14 protein-coding genes are annotated in these 22637 nt (G+C 62.5%); 3 read left to right on the top strand and 11 right to left on the bottom strand.

Features of this window, described 5'->3' with window-relative positions; all coding sequences use genetic code 11:
- Window position 1: 1 nt before the first annotated feature.
- The 3 genes from mdtC to FOT55_RS23940 are packed head-to-tail and all read right to left on the bottom strand — an operon-like array spanning window position 2 to window position 7451.
- On the bottom strand, window positions 2-3082 hold the full coding sequence (gene mdtC / locus FOT55_RS23950; protein WP_147824118.1) for a multidrug efflux RND transporter permease subunit MdtC: 3081 nt from the start codon (window positions 3080-3082) through the stop codon (window positions 2-4).
- The gene (locus FOT55_RS23945; protein WP_049209523.1) at window positions 3079-6198 is read right to left on the bottom strand and encodes an MdtB/MuxB family multidrug efflux RND transporter permease subunit; all 3120 of its coding nucleotides are present in this window, start codon (window positions 6196-6198) and stop codon (window positions 3079-3081) included. The genes mdtC and FOT55_RS23945 overlap by 4 nt, the downstream gene beginning before the upstream one ends.
- Window positions 6198-7451, bottom strand: coding sequence for an MdtA/MuxA family multidrug efflux RND transporter periplasmic adaptor subunit (locus FOT55_RS23940; protein ID WP_060448095.1), 1254 nt, complete (start codon window positions 7449-7451; stop codon window positions 6198-6200). The genes FOT55_RS23945 and FOT55_RS23940 overlap by 1 nt, the downstream gene beginning before the upstream one ends.
- A gap of 272 nt (window positions 7452-7723) precedes the next feature.
- Between FOT55_RS23940 and FOT55_RS23935 the strand changes: the two genes are divergently transcribed.
- Window positions 7724-8677, top strand: a complete 954-nt coding sequence (locus FOT55_RS23935) for an aldo/keto reductase (RefSeq protein WP_049204848.1) — start codon at window positions 7724-7726, stop codon at window positions 8675-8677.
- Window positions 8678-8745: 68 nt separating this feature from the next.
- Window positions 8746-9363, top strand: a complete 618-nt coding sequence (locus FOT55_RS23930; RefSeq protein ID WP_025303857.1) for a pyridoxamine 5'-phosphate oxidase family protein — start codon at window positions 8746-8748, stop codon at window positions 9361-9363.
- Here the strand turns inward: FOT55_RS23930 and FOT55_RS23925 are convergent.
- Together FOT55_RS23925 and yegD are read right to left on the bottom strand one after the other, a co-directional pair.
- A complete protein-coding gene (locus FOT55_RS23925; protein WP_147824117.1) occupies window positions 9360-9926 on the bottom strand; it encodes a GNAT family N-acetyltransferase in 567 nt (188 codons plus the stop codon). The two genes, FOT55_RS23930 and FOT55_RS23925, sit on opposite strands and share 4 nt — an antisense overlap.
- 51 nt (window positions 9927-9977) lie before the next feature.
- Complete coding sequence (gene yegD / locus FOT55_RS23920; protein ID WP_025303855.1) at window positions 9978-11330, bottom strand: molecular chaperone; 1353 nt, start codon at window positions 11328-11330, stop codon at window positions 9978-9980.
- Between the two features lie 164 nt (window positions 11331-11494).
- On the opposite strand from yegD, the gene alkA reads away from it, so the two are divergent.
- On the top strand, window positions 11495-12985 hold the full coding sequence (gene alkA, locus FOT55_RS23915; RefSeq protein WP_147824116.1) for a DNA-3-methyladenine glycosylase 2: 1491 nt from the start codon (window positions 11495-11497) through the stop codon (window positions 12983-12985).
- A gap of 6 nt (window positions 12986-12991) precedes the next feature.
- Here alkA and FOT55_RS23910 read toward each other — a convergent pair whose 3' ends face one another.
- From FOT55_RS23910 to ppk1, 6 genes are all read right to left on the bottom strand, one after another.
- On the bottom strand, window positions 12992-13345 hold the full coding sequence (locus FOT55_RS23910) for a DNA-binding protein (RefSeq protein ID WP_049209521.1): 354 nt from the start codon (window positions 13343-13345) through the stop codon (window positions 12992-12994).
- Between the two features lie 194 nt (window positions 13346-13539).
- Window positions 13540-16866 carry a diguanylate cyclase gene (locus FOT55_RS23905; protein WP_147824115.1) on the bottom strand — a complete coding sequence of 1109 codons (3327 nt, stop codon included), beginning with the start codon at window positions 16864-16866 and terminating at the stop codon, window positions 13540-13542.
- A 185-nt stretch (window positions 16867-17051) separates the two neighbouring features.
- Window positions 17052-18485, bottom strand: coding sequence for a magnesium transporter (mgtE, locus tag FOT55_RS23900; protein ID WP_025303851.1), 1434 nt, complete (start codon window positions 18483-18485; stop codon window positions 17052-17054).
- Window positions 18486-18588: 103 nt separating this feature from the next.
- Complete coding sequence (locus FOT55_RS23895; protein WP_004941600.1) at window positions 18589-18771, bottom strand: YfgG family protein; 183 nt, start codon at window positions 18769-18771, stop codon at window positions 18589-18591.
- A gap of 181 nt (window positions 18772-18952) precedes the next feature.
- The gene (ppx, locus tag FOT55_RS23890) at window positions 18953-20503 is read right to left on the bottom strand and encodes an exopolyphosphatase (protein WP_025303850.1); all 1551 of its coding nucleotides are present in this window, start codon (window positions 20501-20503) and stop codon (window positions 18953-18955) included.
- Between the two features lie 10 nt (window positions 20504-20513).
- Window positions 20514-22577 (bottom strand): polyphosphate kinase 1, encoded by a 2064-nt coding sequence (gene ppk1, locus FOT55_RS23885; protein ID WP_025303849.1) that lies wholly within the window; start codon window positions 22575-22577, stop codon window positions 20514-20516.
- Window positions 22578-22637 lie beyond the last annotated feature (60 nt).

Genomic DNA, 22637 nt, shown 5'->3' with positions numbered 1-22637 from the left:
ATTAATGGGGCAACGGGGCCAGTTGCTTGTTGCGGCGGAACTTCGCCTGCAGCCGGTCGAAGTAAAGGTAGACCACCGGGGTGGTGTACAGCGTCAGCAGCTGGCTCATCACCAGGCCGCCGGCGATGGTGATGCCGAGCGGCTGGCGCAGCTCCGCGCCGTCGCCGCGGGTCAGCACCAGCGGCAGCGCGCCGAACAACGCCGCCAGCGTGGTCATCATGATCGGCCGGAAACGCAGCAGGCTGGCCTGGAAAATCGCCTCGCGGGCGCTGATGCCGCCGTTGCGCTGCGCTTCGAGCGCGAAGTCGACCATCATGATGGCATTTTTCTTCACGATACCGATCAACAGCATGATGCCGATCAGCGCGATCAGGCTGAACGGTGCGCCGAACAGCTCGAGCGCCAGCAGCGCCCCCACGCCGGCGGAAGGCAGCGTGGAAAGGATGGTCAGCGGATGGATATAGCTCTCATACAGCACGCCGAGCACGATATACACCGTGGCGATCGCTGCCAGGATCAGGATGAGCTGCGACTTCAGGGTGTCCTGGAATACCTGGGCGGTGCCGGCGAACGCGCCGCGCACCGTGGACGGCACGCCGAGCTGAGTCATGGTGCGCTCTACCGCCGCGGTGGCGTCCGACAGGCTGCCGCCGTCCGGCAGGTTAAAGGAGATGGTCGAGGCGGCGGACAGCCCCTGATGGTTTACCGACAGCGGCGCGTTGGCCGGTCGCCAACTGGCGAAGTAGGAGAGCGGTATCGCCTTGCCTTCGTTGTTGATGATGAACATTTTGTCCAACGAGCTCACGTCCTGAGTGTAGGGCGGCGCCACTTCCATCACGACTTTGTATTGGTTGAGCGGTTGATAGATGGTCGAAATCTGTCGCTGGCCGAAGGCGTTGTTCAACAGGTTGTTGGCGTCGGACACCGAAATGCCGAGGCGCGCCATGGTTTCGCGATCGTAGACCAGATCCATCTCCGAGCCTTTATCCTGCTGATCCGAGTTGACGTCCGCCAGCTCGGGCAATGCGGCCAGCGCGATGCGGATCTTCGGCTCCCATTCGCGCAGCGCGGCGAGATCGTCCGCCAGCAGCGTATATTGGTAGCTGGCGTTGGCCTGCCGGCCGCCGACGCGGATATCCTGTACCGCCATCAGAAACAGGCTGGCGCCCGGTTCTTTGGCCAGGCGGGCACGCAGGCGGGCGATCACTTTCTGCGCGTCGTCGCTGCGTACCGACAGGGGTTTCAGTGAGATGAACATCGAACCGCTGTTGGTGCGCGAGCCGCCGGTAAAACCGGTGACGTTTTCCACGTCCGGATCTTCGCGCACGATTTTCATGAAGTCTTCCAGTTTGCCGCGCATCGCCTGGAACGAAATGCTTTGGTCGGCCTGGATAAAGCCCATCAGACGCCCGGTATCCTGTTCAGGGAAGAAGGTTTTCGGGATGCTGATATACAGCCAGACGTTGAGCGCAATGGTGGCGAGGAACACCGCCAGCACCCAGCGCGAGTGGCCGAGCACCCAGTTCAGCGAGCGTCCGTAACCCTGCTGCAGCGCCAGCAGCATTTTGCCGAAGCCGCGTGCGCGCCGCTGCGAACGCGCCGGCTGGTGGCGCAGCAAATAGGCACACATCATCGGCGTGAGCGTCAGCGAGACGATGAGCGACAGCCCGATCGATACCGACAGGGTGACGGCGAACTCGCGGAATAGCCGGCCGGGCAGGCCTTCCATCAGCAGCAGCGGGATAAACACCGCCACCAGCGAAACGCTCATCGACAGCACGGTGAAGCCGACTTCCCGCGCGCCCAGCAGCGCAGCGTTGATCGGTTTCATGCCGGCCTCGACGTGGCGGGAAATGTTTTCCAGCACCACGATGGCGTCGTCCACCACAAAGCCGGTGGCGATGGTCAGGGCCATCAGCGACAGGTTGTTGAGGCTGAAGCCGCACAGATACATGGCGGCGAACGAGCCGATCAGCGACACCGGTACGGCGACCGCCGGGATCAGCGTGGCGCGCCCGGAGCGCAGGAAGATGAACACCACTAGGATCACCAGCCCGATGGCGATCGCCAGCGACTGTTCCACCTCGGCCAGCGACGCGCGGATGGTTGGCGAACGATCCTGCGCGACGTTGAGTTGAATCGAGGCCGGGATATTCTCCTGCAGGGCGGGCAGCTCGGCGCGAATGCGATCGACGGTTTCGATGATGTTGGCGTCCGGCGCGCGGCTGATGGCCAGAATGATCGCCGGTTTGGCGTCGGTCATCCCGGCGTTACGCACGTCTTGCACCGAGTCTTTGACCTCGGCCACGTCGGCTAAACGCACCGCCGAGCCGTTGTTGTAATGAATGATCAGCGGACGATAAGCATCGGCGGTTTTCAGCGCGTCGTTGGCCTGGATCTGCCAGCGCTGCTGCGGGTTTTCCACGGCGCCCTGCGGACGGCGCACGTTGGCGTTGGCGATGGCCTGCCGCACGCTGTCCAGCGACACGCCCTGATTGAACAGCGCTGAAGGGTTCAGCTCCACCCGCACCGCCGGCAGCGAGCTGCCGCCTACGGAAACGTCGCCGACGCCCTCGGTCTGGCTGATCTTCTGCGCCAGCTGGGTGGAGGCGAAATCGTAAAGCTGCCCCTGGCTGTAGGTGTCCGAGGTCAGCGTCAGGATCATGATCGGCGCGTCGGAAGGGTTGACCTTACGGTAGCTTGGGCGGCTCGGCATGCCGGTCGGCAGCAGGCTTTGCGCGGCGTTAATCGCCGCCTGCACGTCGCGCGCGGCGCCGTTGATGTCGCGATCGAGATCGAACTGCAAAATGACGCGGGTACTGCCGAGCGAACTCATCGAGGTCATTTCGTTAACCCCGGCGATGCGGCCCAGCGCGCGCTCCAGCGGCGTCGCCACCGAGGACGCCATGGTTTCCGGCGAGGCGCCCGGCAGCGACGCGCTGATCGAAATCACCGGAAAATCCACCTGCGGCAGCGGCGACACCGGCAGCAGGCGAAAGCCGATCGCGCCGCTGATGGCGATGGCCAGCGTCAGCAGGGTGGTGGCCACCGGCCGGTGAATGAACAGGGCGAAGAATTTCACGGCAGCTCCTGCGTATCCAGCTGGCGATGCGTGTTGCGCGCCAGCTTGTCAAACAGCAGGTAGATCACCGGCGTGGTGAACAGCGTCAGGATCTGGCTCATGATCAAACCGCCGACCATACAGACGCCGAGCGGATGCCGCAGCTCCGCGCCGACGCCGGTGCTCAGCATCAGCGGCAGCGCGCCGAGCAAGGCCGCCAGCGTGGTCATCAAGATCGGCCGGAAACGCAGCAGACAGGCCTGATAGATGGCGTCGCGCGGCGATAAACCCTGCTCGCGTTCCGCCGCCAGCGCGAAGTCGATCATCATGATGGCGTTCTTCTTCACAATGCCGATCAGCAGGATGATGCCGATGATGGCGATCACGTCCAGCTCGCTGCCGGCCAACATCAGCGCCAACAGGGCGCCGACCCCGGCGGTCGGCAGGGTGGAGAGGATGGTGACCGGATGAATGAAGCTTTCATACAGCACGCCCAGCACGATGTACATCGCCACCACCGCCGCCAAAATCAGCCACAGCGTGCTGCCGAGCGCCGCCTGGAAGGCCAGGGTCGCCCCCTGGAATTGGGTGGTGATGTCCCTTGGCATATTGAGATTTTTTTCCGCCTGGGTGACCGCGTCGACCGCCTCGCCGAGCGAGTAGCCGTCGGCGACGTTGAACGAAACGGTGGCCGACGGGAACTGGTCGAGATGGTTCACCGACAGCGGGCCGAAGCGCTCTTCGATTTTGGCGATGGCGCTCAGCGGCACCACGGCGCCGTCGTTGCCGCTCAGACGGATCTCATTGAGCGCCGCCAACCCCGGTGTCGTGCTGACGTCGTGCTCCAGCACCACGCGGTATTGATTGGCCTGGGTGTAGATGGTGGAGATCAGGCGCTGGCCGAACGCGTTGTACAGCGCATTGTCCACGTCGCTCATGGTGACGCCGAGGCGGGAGGCCGAATCGCGATCGACGTTGACATAGGCCACCAGCCCCTGATCCTGCCAGTCGCTGGTGACGTCCGCCAGCTGCGGGGTTTGCTTCAGCTCATCCATCAGCTGCGGCACCCACAGGCTGAGATCGTCCAGCGACATCGCCTGCAGGGTGAACTGGTACTGGGTGCGGCTGACCTGGGTATCGATGGTCAGGTCCTGCACCGGTTGCAGATACAGCTTCACGCCGGGGAACTGCGCCGTTTGCTGCTGCAGGCGGCTGATGATCGCCGGAATGCGCTCGCTGCGTTCGCTCAGCGGCTTCAGGTTGATCTGCAGCCGGCCGCTGTTGAGCGTGGCGTTGCTGCCGTCGACGCCGACGAACGAGGTCAGGCTCTCCACCGCCGGATCTTTGAGGATCTGCGCCGCGACCTGCTGCTGGCGCTCGGCCATGTTGCTGAACGAGACGCTCTGCGGCGCCTCCAGCGTGCCCTGAATGATGCCGTTGTCCTGCACCGGGAAGAAACCTTTCGGGATCAGCAGGTACAGCAATACCGTCAGCGCCAGCGTGCCCACGGCCACGCCGAGCGTCAGCCAGGGATGGTTAAGCACCGTTTTCAGCCACTTGCCATATTGCGCGATCACCCGGTCGAAAAAGCGTTCGGAGGCGGCGGAAAAACGGTTCTGCTTGCGCAGCGATTCGTGGCTGAGCATGCGTGCGCACATCATCGGCGTCAGCGTCAGCGACACCACGGCGGAGATCAAAATTGCCACCGCCAGCGTGACGGCGAACTCGCGGAACAGGCGGCCGACGATGTCGCCCATGAACAGCAGCGGGATCAGCACCGCCACCAGCGAGAAGGTCAGAGAGATGATGGTGAAGCCGATCTCGCCGGCCCCTTTCAACGCGGCGTCGAGCGGTTTTTCCCCTTTCTCGATGTAGCGCGAGATGTTCTCGATCACCACGATGGCGTCGTCCACCACGAAGCCGGTGGCGATGGTCAGCGCCATCAGCGTCAGGTTGTTGATGGAGAAGCCAAGGAAGTACATGGCGGCGAAGGTGCCCACCAGCGACAGCGGCACCGCCACGCTGGGGATAATGGTCGCCGGCACGTTGCGCAGGAACACGTAGATCACCATCACCACCAGCGCGATCGCCAGCAGCAGCTCGAACTGCACGTCGCTGACCGAGGCGCGGATGGTGGTGGTGCGATCGGTCAACACCTTGACGTCGACTGACTTGGGCAGGCTTTTAATCAGCGTCGGCAGCATTTCGCGGATGCTGTCGGCGGTGGTGATGACGTTGACGCCGGGCTGGCGTTGGATGTTCAGCACGATCGCCTGTTGCTTGTTGGCCCAGGCCGCCAGTCGGGTATTTTCCGCCCCTTGTTCGATGGTGGCGATATCCTGCAGGCGGATCGCCGCGCCGTTCTGATAGGCGACGATCAGCTGGCGATAGTCGTCGGCAGATTTCATTTGGTCGTTGGCGGAGAGGGTGACCGATCGGGTCGGGCCGTCAAGGCTGCCTTTCGCCGAGTTGACGTTGGCGTTGCTGATGGCGGCGCGAATGGTTTCACTGTTCAGGCCATAGGCGGCGACCGCCGCCGCGTTCAATTTTACGCGCACTGCCGGGCGTTGGCCGCCGGCCAGCGTCACCAGGCCGACGCCGGTCACCTGAGAAATTTTTTGCGCCACGCGGGTTTCCACCATGTCTTCCACCTGCGTCATCGGCATGGCGGTGGAGGTCACGGCCAGCGTCAGGATCGGCGGATCGGCGGGGTTAACCTTGCTGTAGATCGGCGGGTAAGGCAAATCGGTCGGCAGCAGGTTGGTGGCGGAGTTGATCGCCGCCTGCACTTCCTGCTCCGCGACGTCGAGCGGCAGCGCCAACTGGAACTGCAGTGTGACCACCGAGGCGCCGCCGGAGCTTTGCGACGCCATTTGCTTCAGGCCGGACATCTGGCCGAACTGGCGTTCCAGCGGCGCGGTAATGGCGGAGGTCACCACGTCCGGGCTGGCGCCGGGGTACAGCGTCACCACCTGGATAGTGGGGTAATCCACCTCCGGCAGGGCGGACACCGGCAGCGCGCGATAACCGATAATCCCCGCCAGCAATATTGCCACCATCAGCAGCGTGGTGGCGACCGGACGCAGAATAAACAGGCGGGACGGACCGCCGCCGGCGTTGGGAGGCATCACCTGCATCAGGACTTCCTCTGAACGTCAGGTTCGCGCTTGGCGTTGGCCGCCGCCGGCGCTTCGCTCGGCGCGAGCACTTCCACCTGCATGCCTTCGGTCAGGCGATCGATGCCGTCGGTCACCACCCGATCGCCGGCGTTGAGACCGGCGCTGATCACCACCTGCCGGCTGTCCTGCACGCCGGCGGTGACCCGATGTTTGCTGACCTTGTTGTCTTCGCCGAGCGTCCAAACGAAGTTGCCCTCGTTGCCCATCTGCAGCGCAGCGGTCGGGATCACCACCGCATCGTGCAGGGTATCCACCTGCAGCCGCGCGTTGACGAACTGATTGGGGAACAGCGCGTCATCTTCGTTGGCGAAGCGCGCTTTCAGCTTGATGGTGCCGGTGGCGGTATCAATTTGGTTGTCCAGGCTCAGCAGCGAACCGGTCGTCAGCTTGTTCTGGTTGGTGCGATCCCAGGCTTCGACGCTCACCGGCCCGGCTTTTTGCGCCTTGAGCAGATCGGCGATGCTGCCTTCGGGCAGCGTGAACACCACGTCGATCGGGTGCGTCTGCGTGATCACCACCAGACCGGTGGTGCTGCCGCTGGTAACGTAGTTGCCGACGTCGACCAGTTTCAGGCCGACGCGGCCGTCGATTGGCGCAGTGATGCGGCTGTAGGTGATCTGCAGTTTGGCGCTGTCGACCGCGCCCTGATCGGCCTTGATCGCGCCTTCGGTCTGCTGCACCAGCGAGGCCTGCGTATCCAGCTCCTGACGGGACACCAGATTGGTTTTCACCAGCTGCTGATAGCGCGCCAAATCGCGTCGGGCGTTGGCCAGCGTGGCCTGATCTTTTGCCAACTGCCCCTGAGCCTGGGTCAACTGAACCTGGAATGGCCGGGGATCGATTTCCGCCAGCAGATCGCCGGCTTTGACCTGCTGGCCTTCGGTAAAGTGGATCGCCATCAGTTGGCCATCGACCCGGCTGGTGACGGTCACGGTATTGGCGGCGGTGGCGGTGCCCAAGCCGGAAAGATAGCGTGGCACCGTCTGTTGCGTGGCGGTCGCCGCTTGCACCGGCGACATCGGCGCGCCGCGTCTGCCGCCCGCCGCGCGGCCCGCTCCCGTTTTACCGGCGGCCTGGTGCGCGCCCGGCGTCGTCCCAGCGGTCGGTTGGGCGGCGCTGAAATGGCGCCAGGCCAGAACGGCGACGATGATCGCAATCGCCGCAACCAGCAGGCGCAGCAGCAGGGAACGACGTTGGGGTTTTGCATTCATGGTGGTGAAAATTCTCTCCAAAAGGCAGGGGCGCGGGCACTCATTGCCACAAAAATGACACTCCTTACAGGATACTAGTTTAGCCAGCGAAGACGGCATAAAAATGAAGGAAATATGGAGGAACCGTCAGCATTGTCTTAATAAGTGGGTGATTTGAGCGTGCTATGTTTATAAGTGATTTATTCCGGCTTATAGCCAATACGTTTTAACGATTTCCTGTATTTGGCGCTAATAATTAACAGGCAAATCATTTAACCCATGGAGCCTTTGTGATGAGCAAGAAACAACTGGGCCGTTCGGGCATTCAGGTGCCGGCGTTGACCTTCGGCGGCAACGTGTTCGGCTGGACGGCGGATCAAGCGACCTCTTTCAGCCTGCTGGATGCGCTGGTGGACAATCAGCTCAACTTTATCGACACCGCCGATGTCTATTCCAGCTGGGCGCCGGGCAACCGGGGCGGCGAATCGGAAACCGTCATCGGCGAATGGCTCAAGAAGAGCGGCAAGCGCGACCAGGTGATCATCGCCACCAAGGTGGGCAAACCGATGGGCGAAGGCAAACAGGGGCTGTCGCCGCGCTATATTCAGCAGGCGGTGGAAGATTCGCTGCGCCGCCTGCAAACGGATTATATCGATCTTTATCAGTCGCACGATGATGACCGCGATACGCCGTTGGAAGAGACGCTGGCGGCGTTCGATGCGCTGATCAAGGCCGGCAAGGTGCGGGCGATCGGCGCCTCCAACTATCAGGCGGATCGCCTGGAAGAAGCGCTGCGGGTGAGCGAGAGCAACGGATTGGCGCGCTACGAAACCCTGCAGCCGGAATATAACCTGTATGCGCGCGAAGGGTATGAAGCCGAGCTGGAAGGCGTGGCGCAGCGCCATGGCCTCGGGGTGATCAACTTCTTCGCGCTGGCCAGTGGTTTTCTGACCGGCAAATACCGCAGCAAAGCGGACGAGGGCAAAAGCCAGCGCGGCGATCGCATCGTCGAACGCTACCTGAACCCGCGCGGTTTCCGCATTCTGGCGGCGCTGGATCAGGTGGCGGGCAAACACGGCAGCTCCCCGGCGCAGGTTTCGCTGGCCTGGCTGATAGCGCGCCCGAGCATCACCGCGCCGATCGTCAGTGCGACCTCGTTGCCGCAGCTGGATGAGTTGGTCAGCGCCACCCGCCTGACGCTGGATGCGGACGACATTCAGGCGCTGAACGACGCCAGCGCCGAGTAGGGGGCGTTACCCGGCGGCGATTTTGCTCTATGCTGAAGGGGTTAACATGGCCCATTCAGGAACCCGCAATGTCTGGTGATACCATCAACGACCTCGCGACGCTGGAACAGCTGTACGGCAAACCCGCCGCGCCCTCGGTTTTTAAAGAAGTCAGCTATATTCACCCGGCGTACCGCCCGTTTATCGAGGCGGCGCCGTTTGCCGCGCTCTCGACGGTCGGGCCGGACGGCATGGATGTTTCTCCGCGCGGCGATCCGGCCGGTTTTATCCATATCGAAGACGAGAAAACCCTGCTGCTGCCGGACCGTCGCGGCAATAACCGCATCGACAGCCTGCGCAATATCCTGCACGACAACCGGGTGGCGCTGCTGTTGCTGATCCCCGGCATCGGCGAAACGCTGCGGATTAACGGGCGGGCGGAAATCGTGGTGGCGCCGGCGATGCTGCAGCGCTTCGTCCATCGCAACCAGCTGCCGCGTTCGGTGCTGCGCATTCGGGTGGAGGCGGTGTTCTTCCAGTGCAGCCGGGCGATCTTGCGTTCGGGATTGTGGGAAGAGGGCAGCCGCCTCGAACGTTCGGCGCTGCCCAGCCCCGGCCATATTTTGGCCGCGGTGAGCCAAACGCGCTTCGACGGTGAGGAGTACGACAGCGCGCTGCCGCAGCGGCTGAAGGATACGCTGTATTAATCGCCGTGGCGTTCGCGCCACATTTGCCGGTTCAGCCGATACAAGACGTGCTTTTGCAGCGGATGGCCCGTCGGCAGGCGCGGGTGCAGGAAGGTTTCGCCGTCAAACTGCATGCCGATGCGCGTCATCACCCGGCGCGACGGCTGGTTATTTTCGGCGGTGAAGGACACCACTTCCGGCAAGTGCAGCGTGTCGAAGGCGCACGCCAGCACAGCGCGTGCCGCTTCAGCGGCGTAGCCGTTGCCCCAGTGGGCCGCCGCCAGCCGCCAGCCAATCTCCACGCAGGGGGCACAAGGCAGATCGTCGCCCGGCCGCGCCAGCCCGACAAAACCGATAAAAGGCGCGCCGCCTTTCACTTCCACCGCCCATAGCCCCCAGCTATGTTGTTGCATGAAGGCGCGGATGCGTTCGGCCTGCGCGTGGCTTTCCTCGGCCGTCATCGTCGCCGGGAAATAGTGCATCACCTGCGGATCGGCGTTAAGCGCGGCGAAGGCCGGCAGATCGTCGTCGCACCAGGCGCGCAGCCGCAGCCTGGCGCTGTCGAGGGTAAGGATGGTCGACATGATGCATAGCCTCCAATGAACAAGGGCGCGGCGAGCCGCGCCCTTGGGCTGTCAACGGAACAGCGTTTGCGCCCAGCGCGCCAGCCCGGCGGTGACTGAGCCGAAGTCGTTGCCGCCGACGATCGGAATGCCCGGCAGCTGCTGTTGCAGCGCGGCGCGCAGCAGAGGTGAGCGCGCGCTGCCGCCGGTCAGGTAGATCACCTGCGGCGCGGTCTGGCTGCTGGCCAGCGCGGCGCTGACCTGCTCCTGAATGCGCATCAACGGCTGCGAAATGGCGTCGGCGAGCTGAGCCTGGCTGATGCTCTCCGCCAGATCGGCCTGCACGAAATTGAGCGGCGCGCTGATGGCCGTTTGGCCGGACAGGGCGATCTTACTCTCTTCGGCCGCCCGCACCAATCGGTAGCTCAGGCGCTGTTGGTACACTTTCAGCAGGCGTTTGACCTTTTCCGGCTCCGCCGCGTCGAGGATCAGATCGCGCAGCACGCGGCCGTTGGCGGCGCTGTAGAAGTCATTTTGCGCCGGCACGTCGTTGGTCGCCACCGCGTTCCAGTAAGGCAGCGCCGGCAGGGCGATGCCCTTCGCGGTTTCGCCGCCCAGGCCGAACAGCGGCATCAGCTGTTTGAAGGCCAGCATGATGTCCAGATCGTTTCCGCCGACCCGGCAGCCGCTGTGGCCCAGCAGGCTCTGCTGACGATCGGCGCGGTCGCGCCACTGCGGCCCCATCAGCAGCACCGAGCAGTCGGTGGTGCCGCCGCCGATGTCTACCACCAGCACGGTTTGCTCTTCGCTCAGCGTCGCCTCGAAGTCCAGCCCCGCTGCCACCGGCTCGAACTGGAATTCAATGTCCTTGAAACCGGCACGTTCGGCGGCGCGCTGCAAAATGCCCTGCGCCTGCCGGTTGGCTTCGTCGCCGCCGATGCCCTGGAAGTTGATCGGCCGGCCGATCACCGCCTGATCGATGCCGGTCTGCAGCACGTTTTCCGCCTGGCGTTTGATGTGGAACATCATGGCGCACACCAGGTCTTCGAACAGCGCGATCTGCTGCGGTTTCAGGCCGTTGGCGCCGAGGAAGGACTTCGGCGAGCGCACGAAGTACACCTCTTCGGGATCTTCCATATAGTGCGCCAGCGCCTGCAGGCCGAACAGCACGCTGTCGCCGTTGACCGGAATGTCTTCTTCGCGGTTGTAACTGATGGCGCGGCGCAGCAGCTGCTGGTTTTCTTCGCTGCCGGTCGGCACCTGCCAATGGCGGTGCAGGCATTCGCTCACCGCTTCGCGGGTCGGCGCGCACAGCATCGAAGGCAGATACGGCTCGTTGTTTTCCAGCGTCAACAGCTCGGGGCCGTGGTCGCGCATCACTGCAACGGAACAGTTGGCTGTCCCGTAGTCGAATCCAATAAACATCTCTTTTTTGTCCCCATGCCAATGAAGGGGGGCGACTTTACCCGAGACGGGGCCGGCGGGCAATGCGCCAATGCGCGAGTGTCGAAAAATTTAGCGGGCGCGGCGGCGGCGTGCTTAACTTAATGTCCGAATTCCGCACGTCAGCGCGTCAGGCGAGCCCCATAATGCAGAAAAAACCGAACCCGAGCGTTGCCATGAATACTCAACAGCAAGCGTTGTACGACGCGCTGCGCGCGCGTGACCGCAAATTCGACGGCCGTTTTTTCGTCGGCGTCTCTTCCACCGGCATCTATTGTCGCCCGGTGTGCAGCGCCCGCACGCCGAAGCGGGAAAACTGCACCTTTTATCCGAGCGCGGCGGCGGCTGAACTGGCGGGGTTTCGCCCCTGCCTCAAATGCCGACCGGAACTGGCCCCTGGCCTGGCGCTGATCGATCTGGGCAACCGCTATGCCCAGGTGGCGGTGCAGCTCATCGAGCAGGGCTATCTGTCCGAACACAGTTGCGAAGCGCTGGCGGCGCGGCTCGGCATTTCCGATCGCCACCTGCGGCGTATCTTCGCCGAGCAGTTTGGCGCTTCGCCGATCGATTACGCGCAGTCGCACCGGCTGCTGCAGGCCAAGCGCCTGTTGGCGGATACCGACCTGCCGCTCAGCGAGGTGGCGTTCGCCGCCGGTTTCGGCAGCCTGCGGCGTTTCAACGAGCTGTTCAAGGCGCGCTACCGCCTGATCCCGTCGGCGCTGCGCAGCGGCGGCGCGCGTGGTGAACGGGCGGCCGCCAGCGGGTTGGTGTTTCACCTGGGCTATCGGCCGCCCTATGACTGGGATCGCATGCTGAACTTCTTGCAGGCGCGCGCCGTGCAGGGCGTAGAGCGGGTCGAGGGACGCCGCTACCTGCGCTCGATCGCCGTCAGCCAGGCCGGCACGGAGTATTGCGGCTGGGTCAGCGTACAGCCGGAAGAAGCGCGCAACCGGGTCAGGGTAGAGATCGCGCCGGCGCTCAGTCTGGTGACGACGGAGGTGCTGCGCCGCGTACGCTTGCTGTTCGATTTGGATGCCGCGCCGGATCGCATCAATGAGGCGCTGGGTTCGCTGGCGGCCGATGCGCCGGGATTGCGCCTGCCGGGCTGCGTGAACAGTTTCGAGCAGGCGGCGCGTGCGGTGCTGGGCCAGTTGGTCAGCGTGAAAATGGCGGCGACCTTCGCCGGGCGGATGGCCGAACGCTGGGGGGAAGCTCTGGCAACGCCACATGAGGGCATCACCCATGTCTTCCCCACCGCAGCACGGGTGGCGCAGTTGCAGCCCGAAGAACTGCGCCCGCTCGGGGTGCAGGTGAAGCGTGCGGCGGCGCTGATCGAGATCGCCCGCGCGCTGGGCGAAGGGCGGCTGCAGCTCGATAACGTGCTGGATATTGAACAGGGCATCAAGGCGCTGACCGCGCTGCCGGGCATCGGCAACTGGACCGCCAGCTATATCGCCATGCGCGCCTGGTCGTGGCCGGACGTGTTCCTGGCCGGCGACTACCTGATCAAACAGCGTTTCCCTGGCATGACGCCGCGCCAGATTGAACGCTACGCCGAGCGCTGGCGCCCGTGGCGCTCTTACGCCACGCTGCACCTGTGGCACAACGGCGGCTGGGCGCCGGAAGGGGGGAGTTGAACGTGGCTAGCGGGGGGCGTCGATCAGCTGCAGCAAGCGGCTCATGCCTTCACGCATCAGGAACGCCAGCAGCTTTTCCCGTTCGGCCGGCGTCAGGTGATAGTAATACTCGATCCAGACCCGTATTGGATCCTGGCGTTTGACGTCGTAGTCCGGATGATCGGCCTCGTGCAACGCCGAGAGGCTGCGCGCGCCGAATGGCAGGCTGTCGATATGGTATTCCAGCGCTTTGCCCTGTACGCCGCTGCGGCGGCGACTGACCCAGCCTTCTCGCCGGGCCATCAAATTGACTCCTTGTGGGGTTGAGGGCAACCCCGCCTTCCCCATCAGTTCCCTGGCGGAAAACCATTTCTTTTCCATAGTCCCTTATCCCTGAGTCATCACATGTCGAGGAAAATCAACGGATACGCTGATACTCGCATGGGCGATTCATCTTACTTAATCGTTTAAGCCTAAGGTGTTATTTATATCACTAATCTCGTATGGGTTAACACAATGTGAAATACGGGGGAGTGCGGCGGTGCCCGTGCGACGGCGCCGGTGAGGAAGAGGGATTAGCGAATGCCGAAATAACCGTCGCTGAGCAACACCGCCAGCGGCTGCTCCAGCGCCACCTGATCGCCGTCCGCCAGATCGATGCCGATATCGCGCAGCGCCTGCAGCGTCACCGGCTGGTGGGCCGGCCCGGCGAGCGTCTGCGCCTTGATTCGATGCGCCGCGCCGTTGAGCATCGAGACCATCAGTTCATCCATCTGGTTGCAGTGCACGTTGGTGATAAAGCGTTCATCGATGCGAATGATGTCTATCTTCTGATCGCCCAACTCATCGAAGGCATTGATGTTATGCCCAAAGCCGTTGACGATCAGTCGGCAGCCCAGCTGCTGCAGCTCGCGGAGAAATGCCCGGCACTGCGCGGCATGTTCCAGCACCGCAGCCTCATCGACGCTAAACAGCAGTGCCTGCGGCGGCAGCGAGGAGGCGCGCACCGTTTCCGTCAGCTCGCGCTGGAAGTCGGTGCTCAGCAGGCTGTCGGTGGCCAGCGGCAACGCGAGCGACAGCCCCTTGCGCTTGATGTCGTCGGCGCACGATACCAGCAGCTGCGCCACCGCCCAGCGGTCGATATCCGGCATCAGGCCGTACAGCTGCGCGGCGGCGATGAACGCCTCGTGCGGCAGCGGCCGATCGTCCGGTGCCATCACCTGCAGCTTCACCTGGTGGAACGCGGCCGACAGCGGCGTCGCCGGCGGCGCGACCGCGTGGGTCAGCAGCCGCAGTTGCCCCTCGCTGATGATGGCCTGTACCTCCTGCGAGTTCAGCAATTCATGCTGCCGTTCCAGCAGCTGTTTTTGCCGCGTTTCGTATAGATAAACCTGGCCGCGCCCGTGGTGTTTGGCGGTGTAGCAGGCGATGTCGGCCTGCGCCAACAGTTCGCTGCTTTGGGCGTCGCCGCTGATGTGCGTGATGCCGGCGCTGGCGCCGACGCGGTAAATTTTTCCTTCCCAATAGAACGGATGCTGGCTGATTTGGTTGACCACCTGCTGTACCAGCGATTTGGCCTGTTCCAGCCGGCAGTCGAACAGGATCAGACCGAACTCGTCGCCACCCAACCGAGCCAGGCAGTCGCTATTGCGCAGCTGATGCCGCATCAGCTGGGCGATGTCCCGCAGCAGGGCATCGCCCGCCGCATGGCCGGCGGTGTCGTTCACCGCCTTGAACCGATCCAGATCGAGGAATACCAGCGAATGCGGCGGCGACGGTTCCCCGGTGGCGGCGATCGCCGCCTTCAGCTGCTTCTCGAAGCGGGTGCGGTTCGGCAACCCGGTCAGCGCGTCGTGTGAGGCGCTATAGCTGAGCTTTTTCATCAGTTCGCGCGAGGCGGTGACGTCCTGCAGCACCATGACCGCGCCCATGGTTTCGCCGTCGAGAGTTTTCAGCGGTGAGACCGACTGCTGCACGTCGAAATAACGCCCGTCACGGCTGTGCAGCACCAGCGCATAGTCCGCCGGCCATTGCCGCGGGTATTGCGTGAGGTTTTCGATTTCCGGGCCGTCTTTGCCGTTGGTCAGGCGCACCACGCCGGCGACCGGCATGCCGAACGCCAGGTCGAGCGGCCAGCCGCACATTTGCTCGGCCACCGGGTTCATAAAGGTGATGCGCAGGTGGCCGTCGGTGGAGATCACCCCTTCGCCGATGGCGTCGAGAGTGATGTGCAGGCGCTCTTTTTCTTCGTGCAGCGCCTCGGCGAGGATCTTGAGCTCGGTCATGTCGATATTGGTGCCGATCATACGTAGCGGCCGGCCGTGGTCGTCGAGGATCACGTTGCCCTGGCCGCGAATATGGCGCAATTTGCCGGCGCGCGTGGTAATGCGAAATTCCATGATGAACGGCCGCGGCTGCGCCAGGATCTCGGCCAGTTCGCGATCGGTGCGCTCGCGATCTTCCGGCACCAGCAGGCTGCGCCACAGCGCCTGCGTCGGCGTTTGGTCGGGATTGAGATCGTAGAGTTCGAACATACGCTGATCCCAGGTGAAGTTTTCCTGGTTCATCACCCATTCCCAGATGCCGACGCCGCCCACCTGGTTGGCCAGCGTAATGCGCTCCACCAGCCGGTTGTTCTCCGCCTCGCTGCGTTTGAGGCCGCTGATGTCCTCGACCTGAGAGATGAAGTACAGCGGCCGGCCTTCGCCGTCGCGCACCAGCGAGACCGCCAGCAGCGCCCAGACCGTCTGGCCGTCGCTGCGGATATAGCGCTTCTCTAGGGTGTAGCTGCTGATATGGCCGTCGAGCAGTTCGTGCAGTTGGGATAGGTCGGCGTTCAGATCGTCCGGGTGGGTGATCTCTTGAAAGGTCAGGCGATAAAGTCTTTCGGGCGGATAGCCGAGCAGTTTGCACAGCGCCTGATTGACCTGCAGCCATTTGCCCTCCGGCGACACCAGCGCCATGCCGATGGCGGAATACTCCAGCGCGCTGCGAAACCGGCTCTCGCTCTCGACGATGTGCTGTTTCTCCACCCGGAAGGTGTGCATCACCATCGCCATGGCGTGCGCCGGGATCAGGATCAGCAACATCGGCAGATAGAGGCCGAGCTCACCGAAGACGTGTGCAGAGGCCTGCAGGTGCAGCACGGCCAGCGAGATCAGCACCGTGATCAGCAGCAGGGTGCAGAAGCAGACGGCGAAGGCTTCGAAGCGCGGCAGCGCGATGGCGGCCCACAGCAGCGGCAGGATGACGAAGGTGAACGGGAACGGCAGATAGGTCAGCGCCAGGTAGCTGAAGGCCAGTGAGCCCATCAGCGTGAGCAGCAGCGGGTAGGGGTTCAGCACTGCCAATGTGCGGCGGTGATAGGTGAGGCCGAGCGGCGCCAGCGACAGCACCCCTATCGCTTCGGAGATGAACCAGATGCCGAACGATTGCCAGAACGTTTGATCCGGCGTGGGCGAGAGCCCGGCGGCCAGCAGCGCGCTGAACAGCGGGGTGAAGATCACCGCGCAGACCACGAAGCGCAGCCAACAGCCCAGATCGCTCAGCGGATCGATCGCCGGCAGCGTGCGGCGCAGCAGCAGAGCGCACACTGCCGCTTCCAGCAGGTTGATGGCGGCCAGCTTGACGGGAATGGCGCTGAGGCCGAACAGCAGGAAGCTGGCGAGCACGATGCCTGTGCCGCTGGCCAGCAGCGGCAAACCCCAATGACGCGGGGGATGGCGATACAGCACGGCGATCGCGGCGGCGGTCGGGAACCACAGCGGCGTGAAGTGATGAGCCTCACTGGATAACGACAGGCTCAGCAAGGCGAGCAAAAACGTCGCCAGCGCCACGAACAGGGAATGCGTCAGCACGACGCCTTTGTGTGTGCCGAACGTGTTCGGCGCGCTGATCTCCATAGATACCCTTACCGATGGCCTCTGCCTGTGATTGAATTCATGACGTGAATGAATTAAGGCGATTTATTGGCAAAGGGTAGTACAGCGTGAGAGGAAAACCTACCGGGAGGGCCGACTTTACTGCATTAGCGCAGGCCCGGCGACAGAATGACGAAAAAGCCGGCGCGGGGCCGGCTTTGAGCGTCTTACAGCAGGAACAGGGTGGCGAGGCCGAGGAAGATGAAGAAGCCGCCGGTGTCGGTCAGCGCGGTGATGAGCACGCTGGAGCCGACCGCCGGATCGCGGCCCAGTTTGAGCATGGTCATCGGGATCACCACGCCCATCAGCGCCGCCAGCAGCAGGTTGAGCAGCATCGCCAGCGTCATTACGCCGCCCATCGCCGCGTCGCCATACAGCAGCCAGGTGATCACGCCCATGATGCCGCCCCACACCACGCCGTTGATGATGGCGACGCCCAGCTCCCTCAACATCAGGCGCGAGATATTGCCGACTTCGATCTGGTGCAGCGCCAGCGCGCGCACGATCATGGTGATGGTCTGGTTGCCGGTGTTGCCGCCGATGCCGGCGACGATCGGCATCAGCGCCGCCAGCGCCACCAGCTGGGAAATGGTGTGTTCGAACAGGCCGATCACGCGGGAGGCGATGAATGCGGTGCAGAGGTTGATCGCCAGCCAGGCCCAGCGGGTCTTGACCGCCTTGCTGACCGGGGCGAACACGTCTTCTTCCGGGCTCAAACCGCCCATGCGGCGCAAATTGGTGTCGCTCTCTTCGTTGACGGCGTCGACGATCTCTTCGATGGTCAGGCGGCCCATCAGTTTGCCTTTGGCATCAACCACCGGGGCGCTGATCAGGTCATAACGTTCGAAGGCGCCGGCCGCATCATCGGCCTTGTCTTCGGGCTGAAAGGTGGCGGGATCGCTGTCCATCACGTCGCGCACCGGGATCTCCGGATCGTTCAGCAGCACCGCGGTCAGCGGCAGCTCGCCCAGCAGGGTGTTTTTGCGGTCGGTGACGAACAGTTTATCGGTGGCGTCGGGAATGGTTTTGCGCATGCGCAAAAAGCGGTGCACCGCGCCGAGCGTGACGTCCGGCCGCACCGTCACCAGTTCGAAATCCATCATCCAGCCGACGCTGTCTTTGGCGTATTGGCTCATCTCGCGCACCTGGGCGCGCTGCTCCGGCTCCAGCGAGGTCAGCAACCGGCCCATCAGGTTACGCGGCAGGTATTGCGCCAGGTAGGCCTGTTCGTCGACATCCAGCGTTTTGATCGCCTTGAGCAGGTCTTTGTCGCTCATTTCCTCGATCAGGCTGTCCCAGACCGGCTCGGCGACTTCCACCAGCGTCTGGCCGCGCTTGCTGTTGCCCACCAGCCGCCACAGCGCCATGCGTTCGTCCTGCGGCAGCGCTTCCAGCAGGTCCGCCAGGTCGGCGGCGTGCATGTCGTCCAGCAGGCCGGTAATTTCCGCCGTCTGGTTCAGCCGTTCGCTTTGGCTGAGGGCGTGTTCATCCCCCGGCCGGCCGAGAATGCCGTCGACCAATTCCTTATTGTTCAACAACAGAGTAAGAATGCGCTGGCGGTGTTCAGCGACTTTTTTGACGTTATGGGTTGCGGCTGACATGGTGTTCCTTAACGGGCGCTCGGCGTTCCTGACGCAGGCTCATTAAAAGATAGAGCATAGCGAGTGCCGGAGTCATTTTTATGAAACGGACGGGGCGCGGCGGTTATTCAGAGGAGGCGTCCTGTTGCGGCGCGCTGACTTCGGCGGCGTTTTGCGCAGCGGCCTGCTTTTTTTCCTGATGATGAGGCACCGCCACCACGGCGGCGTACAGCAGTCGGCCGACTAAAATGATAAAGCTGATAAACAACACTATCTTCGTCATCTGTCCGGTGGTTTTCTTGCGCATATATCACCCGGTATGCCGGTGTCCTGTGTTATTCGCTCGAGAATTTGTAACCGGATTTTAGGCGCTGATGACAAAAGTTGTCCATTTTTTTCCGGCGAGCGGCGCGCCGTATTAGGGTTTCGTTTAGGTTGGCGGAGCGGGGGCGGAAAGAAAAACCCCCTGGCTGGCAGGGGGCGAAGGATCAGGCGGAGCGCTGTTCGTCTTGCGAGCCTTCTTCGTCGATCAGCAGCTTCCAGCCGACGACGTCGTTCCAGTAGGCCTGCTCGCGCTCGAAGTCCAACTGCACCAGGTTGTTTTGCGCCAGGTAGCCGGCCGGGAAACGCAGCGTCCAGTGGTTGTCGTCGGTGGTCAGGCGCAGCGTTTCCGGCGTGGTGGTCGACTGACGCTGGTTGTTGAGCAGGGTGCTCAGACGCAGCAGCTGGATCAGCGGCAGGTAGTGTTTCTTCTTGAACAGGTTAAGGCGCGGCAGCTCTTCCAGCTTGATCGCCTTGCGGTGGAAGCGCACCAGCGCCGCCAGCAGCAGCTGCTGTTCCTGATTGAAGCCAGGCAGGTTGGAGTTTTGCAGAATGTAGGCCGAATGGCGGTGCATGCCGCTGTGGTTGATGCTCAGCCCCACCTCGTGCAGCATGGCGGCCCATTTCAGCAGGGCCTCCAGCTGCGGATGCGCCAGCTTGGTGTTTTGCGCCATCCACTGTGAGTAGAGCAACTCGGTGGTTTCCAGCACCCGTTTGGCCTGTTCGCGGTCGATGTTGTAGTGATCGGCCAGGCTCTTGGCGGTGCGGCTGCGGATGTCCTGGTGGCGGAAACGGCCTTCCATTTCATACAGCACGCCTTCGCGCAGCGCGCCGTCGGACAAGCGCAGATCGCGGATCGCCAGCGCGTCGAACACGCCGCACAGGATAGCCAACCCCGGCACGAACACCGATTGGCGGTCTTCCGACAGCCCCGGCAGGCTCAGCGAGCCGAAGCTTTTGAACTGCAGCACCTGTTCGGCGAGCATTTCCAGGCGTTCCAGGGTGATGAGACCGTCTTTTTCTCCCATCGCCACCAGCACTTCGTGGGCGGCCTTGATGGTACCCGAGGCGCCCAGCGCGTACTGCCAGCCCTGAATGCGGTACTGCCAGGCCAGCGTTTCCAGCTTCTGTGCCGCCGCCAGCCGCGCGCGGCGGAAGTTGTTTTTGCTGATCTCTCCGCCGGGGAAGAACAGCTGGGCGAAGCTGACGCAGCCCATGCGGCGGCTTTCCGCCAGCAGCGGCTCGAAGTCTTCGCCGATCACCAGCTCGGTGGAGCCGCCGCCGATGTCGATCACCAGCTTGCGGCCTTTCTCCGGCTGGGTGTGTTCCACGCCCATGAAGATCAGGCGCGCCTCTTCCTGGCCGGCGATGATTTCGATCGGGTAGGGGATCACTTTGGCGGCGCGCTTGAGGAATACTTCGGCGTTCACCGCCTGGCGCAGGGTGTGGGTCCCGACGATGGTGACGTTATCCGCCGGGAAGCCCTGCAGCCGTTCGGCAAACAGCGCCAGGCAGGCCAGGCCGCGTTCTATCGCCTCTTCACTGAGTACGTTGTTGCTGTCCAATCCGTCGGCGAGATGTACCCGTTGTTTCAAACGGCCCAATACCTGTAAAGCGCCGTTGACGACGCGGGCGATCACCATGTGGAAGCTGTTCGACCCGAGGTCGATGGCGGCGATTTCCTGCGGTTTGTTCGATGCAGTGTTTTTTAGCGGCATAGTTGCTGGCCTACTGTCCTGGTTGTTCCAGAGCTTTTAAATACTCGTAAATAGCCACCTGGGCGCGCACTTTGCGGCGGTTGCCGCGCGGCACGTACTGGTTGCTCAGTTCTTTATCCACATAACGGGCCTTGACCGTATCGCTGAACAGGATCTCCAGAATGTCCAGAACGCGCTGTTTCAGCGCCGGATCCAGCAGCGATACCGCCACTTCGATACGGTAATCTATGTTGCGGGTCATCCAGTCGGCGGAGGACAGATACACCCGTTTGTCACCTTTATTGTCGAAAACGTAAACCCGATCGTGTTCCAAAAAGCGATCGACGATGCTGATCACCTGAATATTGTCGCTGATCCCCGGCAGGTTGGGAATCAGGGAACACATGCCCCGCACCAGCAGGCGGATCTTCACGCCGGCGCCGGACGCGGTATATAACCGATCTACCAGTCCTTTATCCACCAGATTATTTATTTTCAACATAATGCCGGCCTGTTCCCCGGCCTGCGCGTTGGCGATTTCGTTGTCGATCAGCTCATACAGCTTCAGGCGCGAGTTCTGCGGCGACACCATCAGGTTGTCGAAGGTGACCGGCCGGTAGGGGTTCTCGATAAAGTTGAATACCCGGCGCACCTCGTTGGTGATGCGTGAATCGGCGGTCAACAGCGAATAGTCGGTGTAGATGCGCGCGGTTTTTTCGTTAAAGTTGCCGGTGCCGATATGAGCATAGCGCACAATGTCATCGCCTTCACGGCGTGAAATCAGGAACAGCTTGGCGTGGATTTTCAGGCCCGGTGCGGAGAAGATCACGTGTACGCCGGCCTCGGTCAGGCGCTTCGCCCAGTGAATGTTGGCTTCTTCGTCGAAGCGCGCCTGCAGCTCGACCACCACCGTGACCTTCTTGCCGTTGTGCGCGGCGTGGATCATCGATTCGATGATGCGCGAATCTTTCGCCACTCGGTAGATGTTGATTTTGATCGCCAACACGCTCGGATCGAACGACGCCTGGCGCAGCAGCTCCAGCACGTGCTCGAAGGTGTGGTACGGGTAGTAGAGCAGCACGTCTTTTTCACGAATGGCGTCGAAGCCGTTGCGGAAACCGTCGAACCAGATGTGGCGCAGGCGCGGCAGCGGCTTGTTGACCAGATTGGCCTTGCCGACGTTCGGGAAACTGATGAAATCTTTGAAGTTGTGGTAGCGGCCGCCGGCGATCACCGAATCGTAGTTGGAGATGCCCAGCTTGCCGCGCAGCAGTTCCACCATTTCGTTCGGCATGTCGCGCTGATAAACAAAGCGCACCGGCTCGGCGGTCAGGCGCTGTTTCAGGCTGGAGGACATCAGTTCCAGCAGGCTGGATTCCATTTCGGTGACCAGATCGTACTCCGCGTCGCGGGTCATTTTCATCGAATAGGCGTTGAGCGCATCGTAGTCGAAGAAGCCCTTGAAGATATCGTCTAGGCAGTAACGCAGAATGTTGTCCAGCAGGATCATTGGCTTACGGCGGCGCGGCGCTTCCGGCGGCAGATTGACGAAGCGCGGCACCTTGTCGGACGGGATCTCCAGCAGCGCATAGTCGGTGCGGGCGCCGCGGATGATCTCCACCGCCAGATAGGTGTAGTCGTCTTTCAGGAACTGCACCAGGTTGGTGTCGTGGTTGATCAGGATCGGCGTGATGTGCTGGCGCAGATGTTGTTTGAAATATTGCCGCAGCCAGATTTGCTGGTTCTCGGACACCTGGCGTTCGTTGATCAGGAAGATCTGGTTGCGGGCCATTTCCAGCAGCAGATCGTTGTACAGGCCGTCGAACTCCTGATCGGTTTTCAGCACCTTGGCCTGGATCTTTTTCAGCAGGTGGCGCGAGGAACCGGCGGAGCCTTGCTCTTCGCTGATCAGGATGCGCCGTTTGAGATCGGCGAAGCGGACTTTATAGAACTCGTCGAGGTTGTTGGAGTAAATGCCCAGAAAACGCATACGTTCAATCAGGGGATTGCTCTTATCTGCGGCTTCCTGCAACACGCGTTCATTAAAGGATAACCAGCTTAGTTCTTTTTCGATGTAGAGCTTTTCCTGACCCATTGCCACTCCAGTTCAAATTTAGAATAGGATCCGGGACGCAGCGCCCGGATGCCGCTCTAG

Source organism: Serratia bockelmannii (assembly GCF_008011855.1).
In the GTDB taxonomy this organism is placed as follows: domain Bacteria; phylum Pseudomonadota; class Gammaproteobacteria; order Enterobacterales; family Enterobacteriaceae; genus Serratia; species Serratia bockelmannii.
This window is presented reverse-complemented; position numbering and strand designations above follow the sequence as displayed.

Coding starts and splice junctions, on each gene's coding strand:
- FOT55_RS23910 (WP_049209521.1), bottom strand. CDS start 13,345: ATGGAAAAGAAATGGTTTTCCGCCAGGGAACTGATGGGGAAGGCGGGG.
- FOT55_RS23905 (WP_147824115.1), bottom strand. CDS start 16,866: ATGGAGATCAGCGCGCCGAACACGTTCGGCACACACAAAGGCGTCGTG.
- FOT55_RS23945 (WP_049209523.1), bottom strand. CDS start 6,198: ATGCAGGTGATGCCTCCCAACGCCGGCGGCGGTCCGTCCCGCCTGTTT.
- FOT55_RS23930 (WP_025303857.1), top strand. CDS start 8,746: ATGTCTGGTGATACCATCAACGACCTCGCGACGCTGGAACAGCTGTAC.
- FOT55_RS23935 (WP_049204848.1), top strand. CDS start 7,724: ATGAGCAAGAAACAACTGGGCCGTTCGGGCATTCAGGTGCCGGCGTTG.
- yegD (WP_025303855.1), bottom strand. CDS start 11,330: ATGTTTATTGGATTCGACTACGGGACAGCCAACTGTTCCGTTGCAGTG.
- ppx (WP_025303850.1), bottom strand. CDS start 20,503: ATGCCGCTAAAAAACACTGCATCGAACAAACCGCAGGAAATCGCCGCC.
- mgtE (WP_025303851.1), bottom strand. CDS start 18,485: ATGTCAGCCGCAACCCATAACGTCAAAAAAGTCGCTGAACACCGCCAG.
- FOT55_RS23895 (WP_004941600.1), bottom strand. CDS start 18,771: ATGCGCAAGAAAACCACCGGACAGATGACGAAGATAGTGTTGTTTATC.
- FOT55_RS23940 (WP_060448095.1), bottom strand. CDS start 7,451: ATGAATGCAAAACCCCAACGTCGTTCCCTGCTGCTGCGCCTGCTGGTT.
- alkA (WP_147824116.1), top strand. CDS start 11,495: ATGCAGAAAAAACCGAACCCGAGCGTTGCCATGAATACTCAACAGCAA.
- FOT55_RS23925 (WP_147824117.1), bottom strand. CDS start 9,926: ATGTCGACCATCCTTACCCTCGACAGCGCCAGGCTGCGGCTGCGCGCC.
- ppk1 (WP_025303849.1), bottom strand. CDS start 22,577: ATGGGTCAGGAAAAGCTCTACATCGAAAAAGAACTAAGCTGGTTATCC.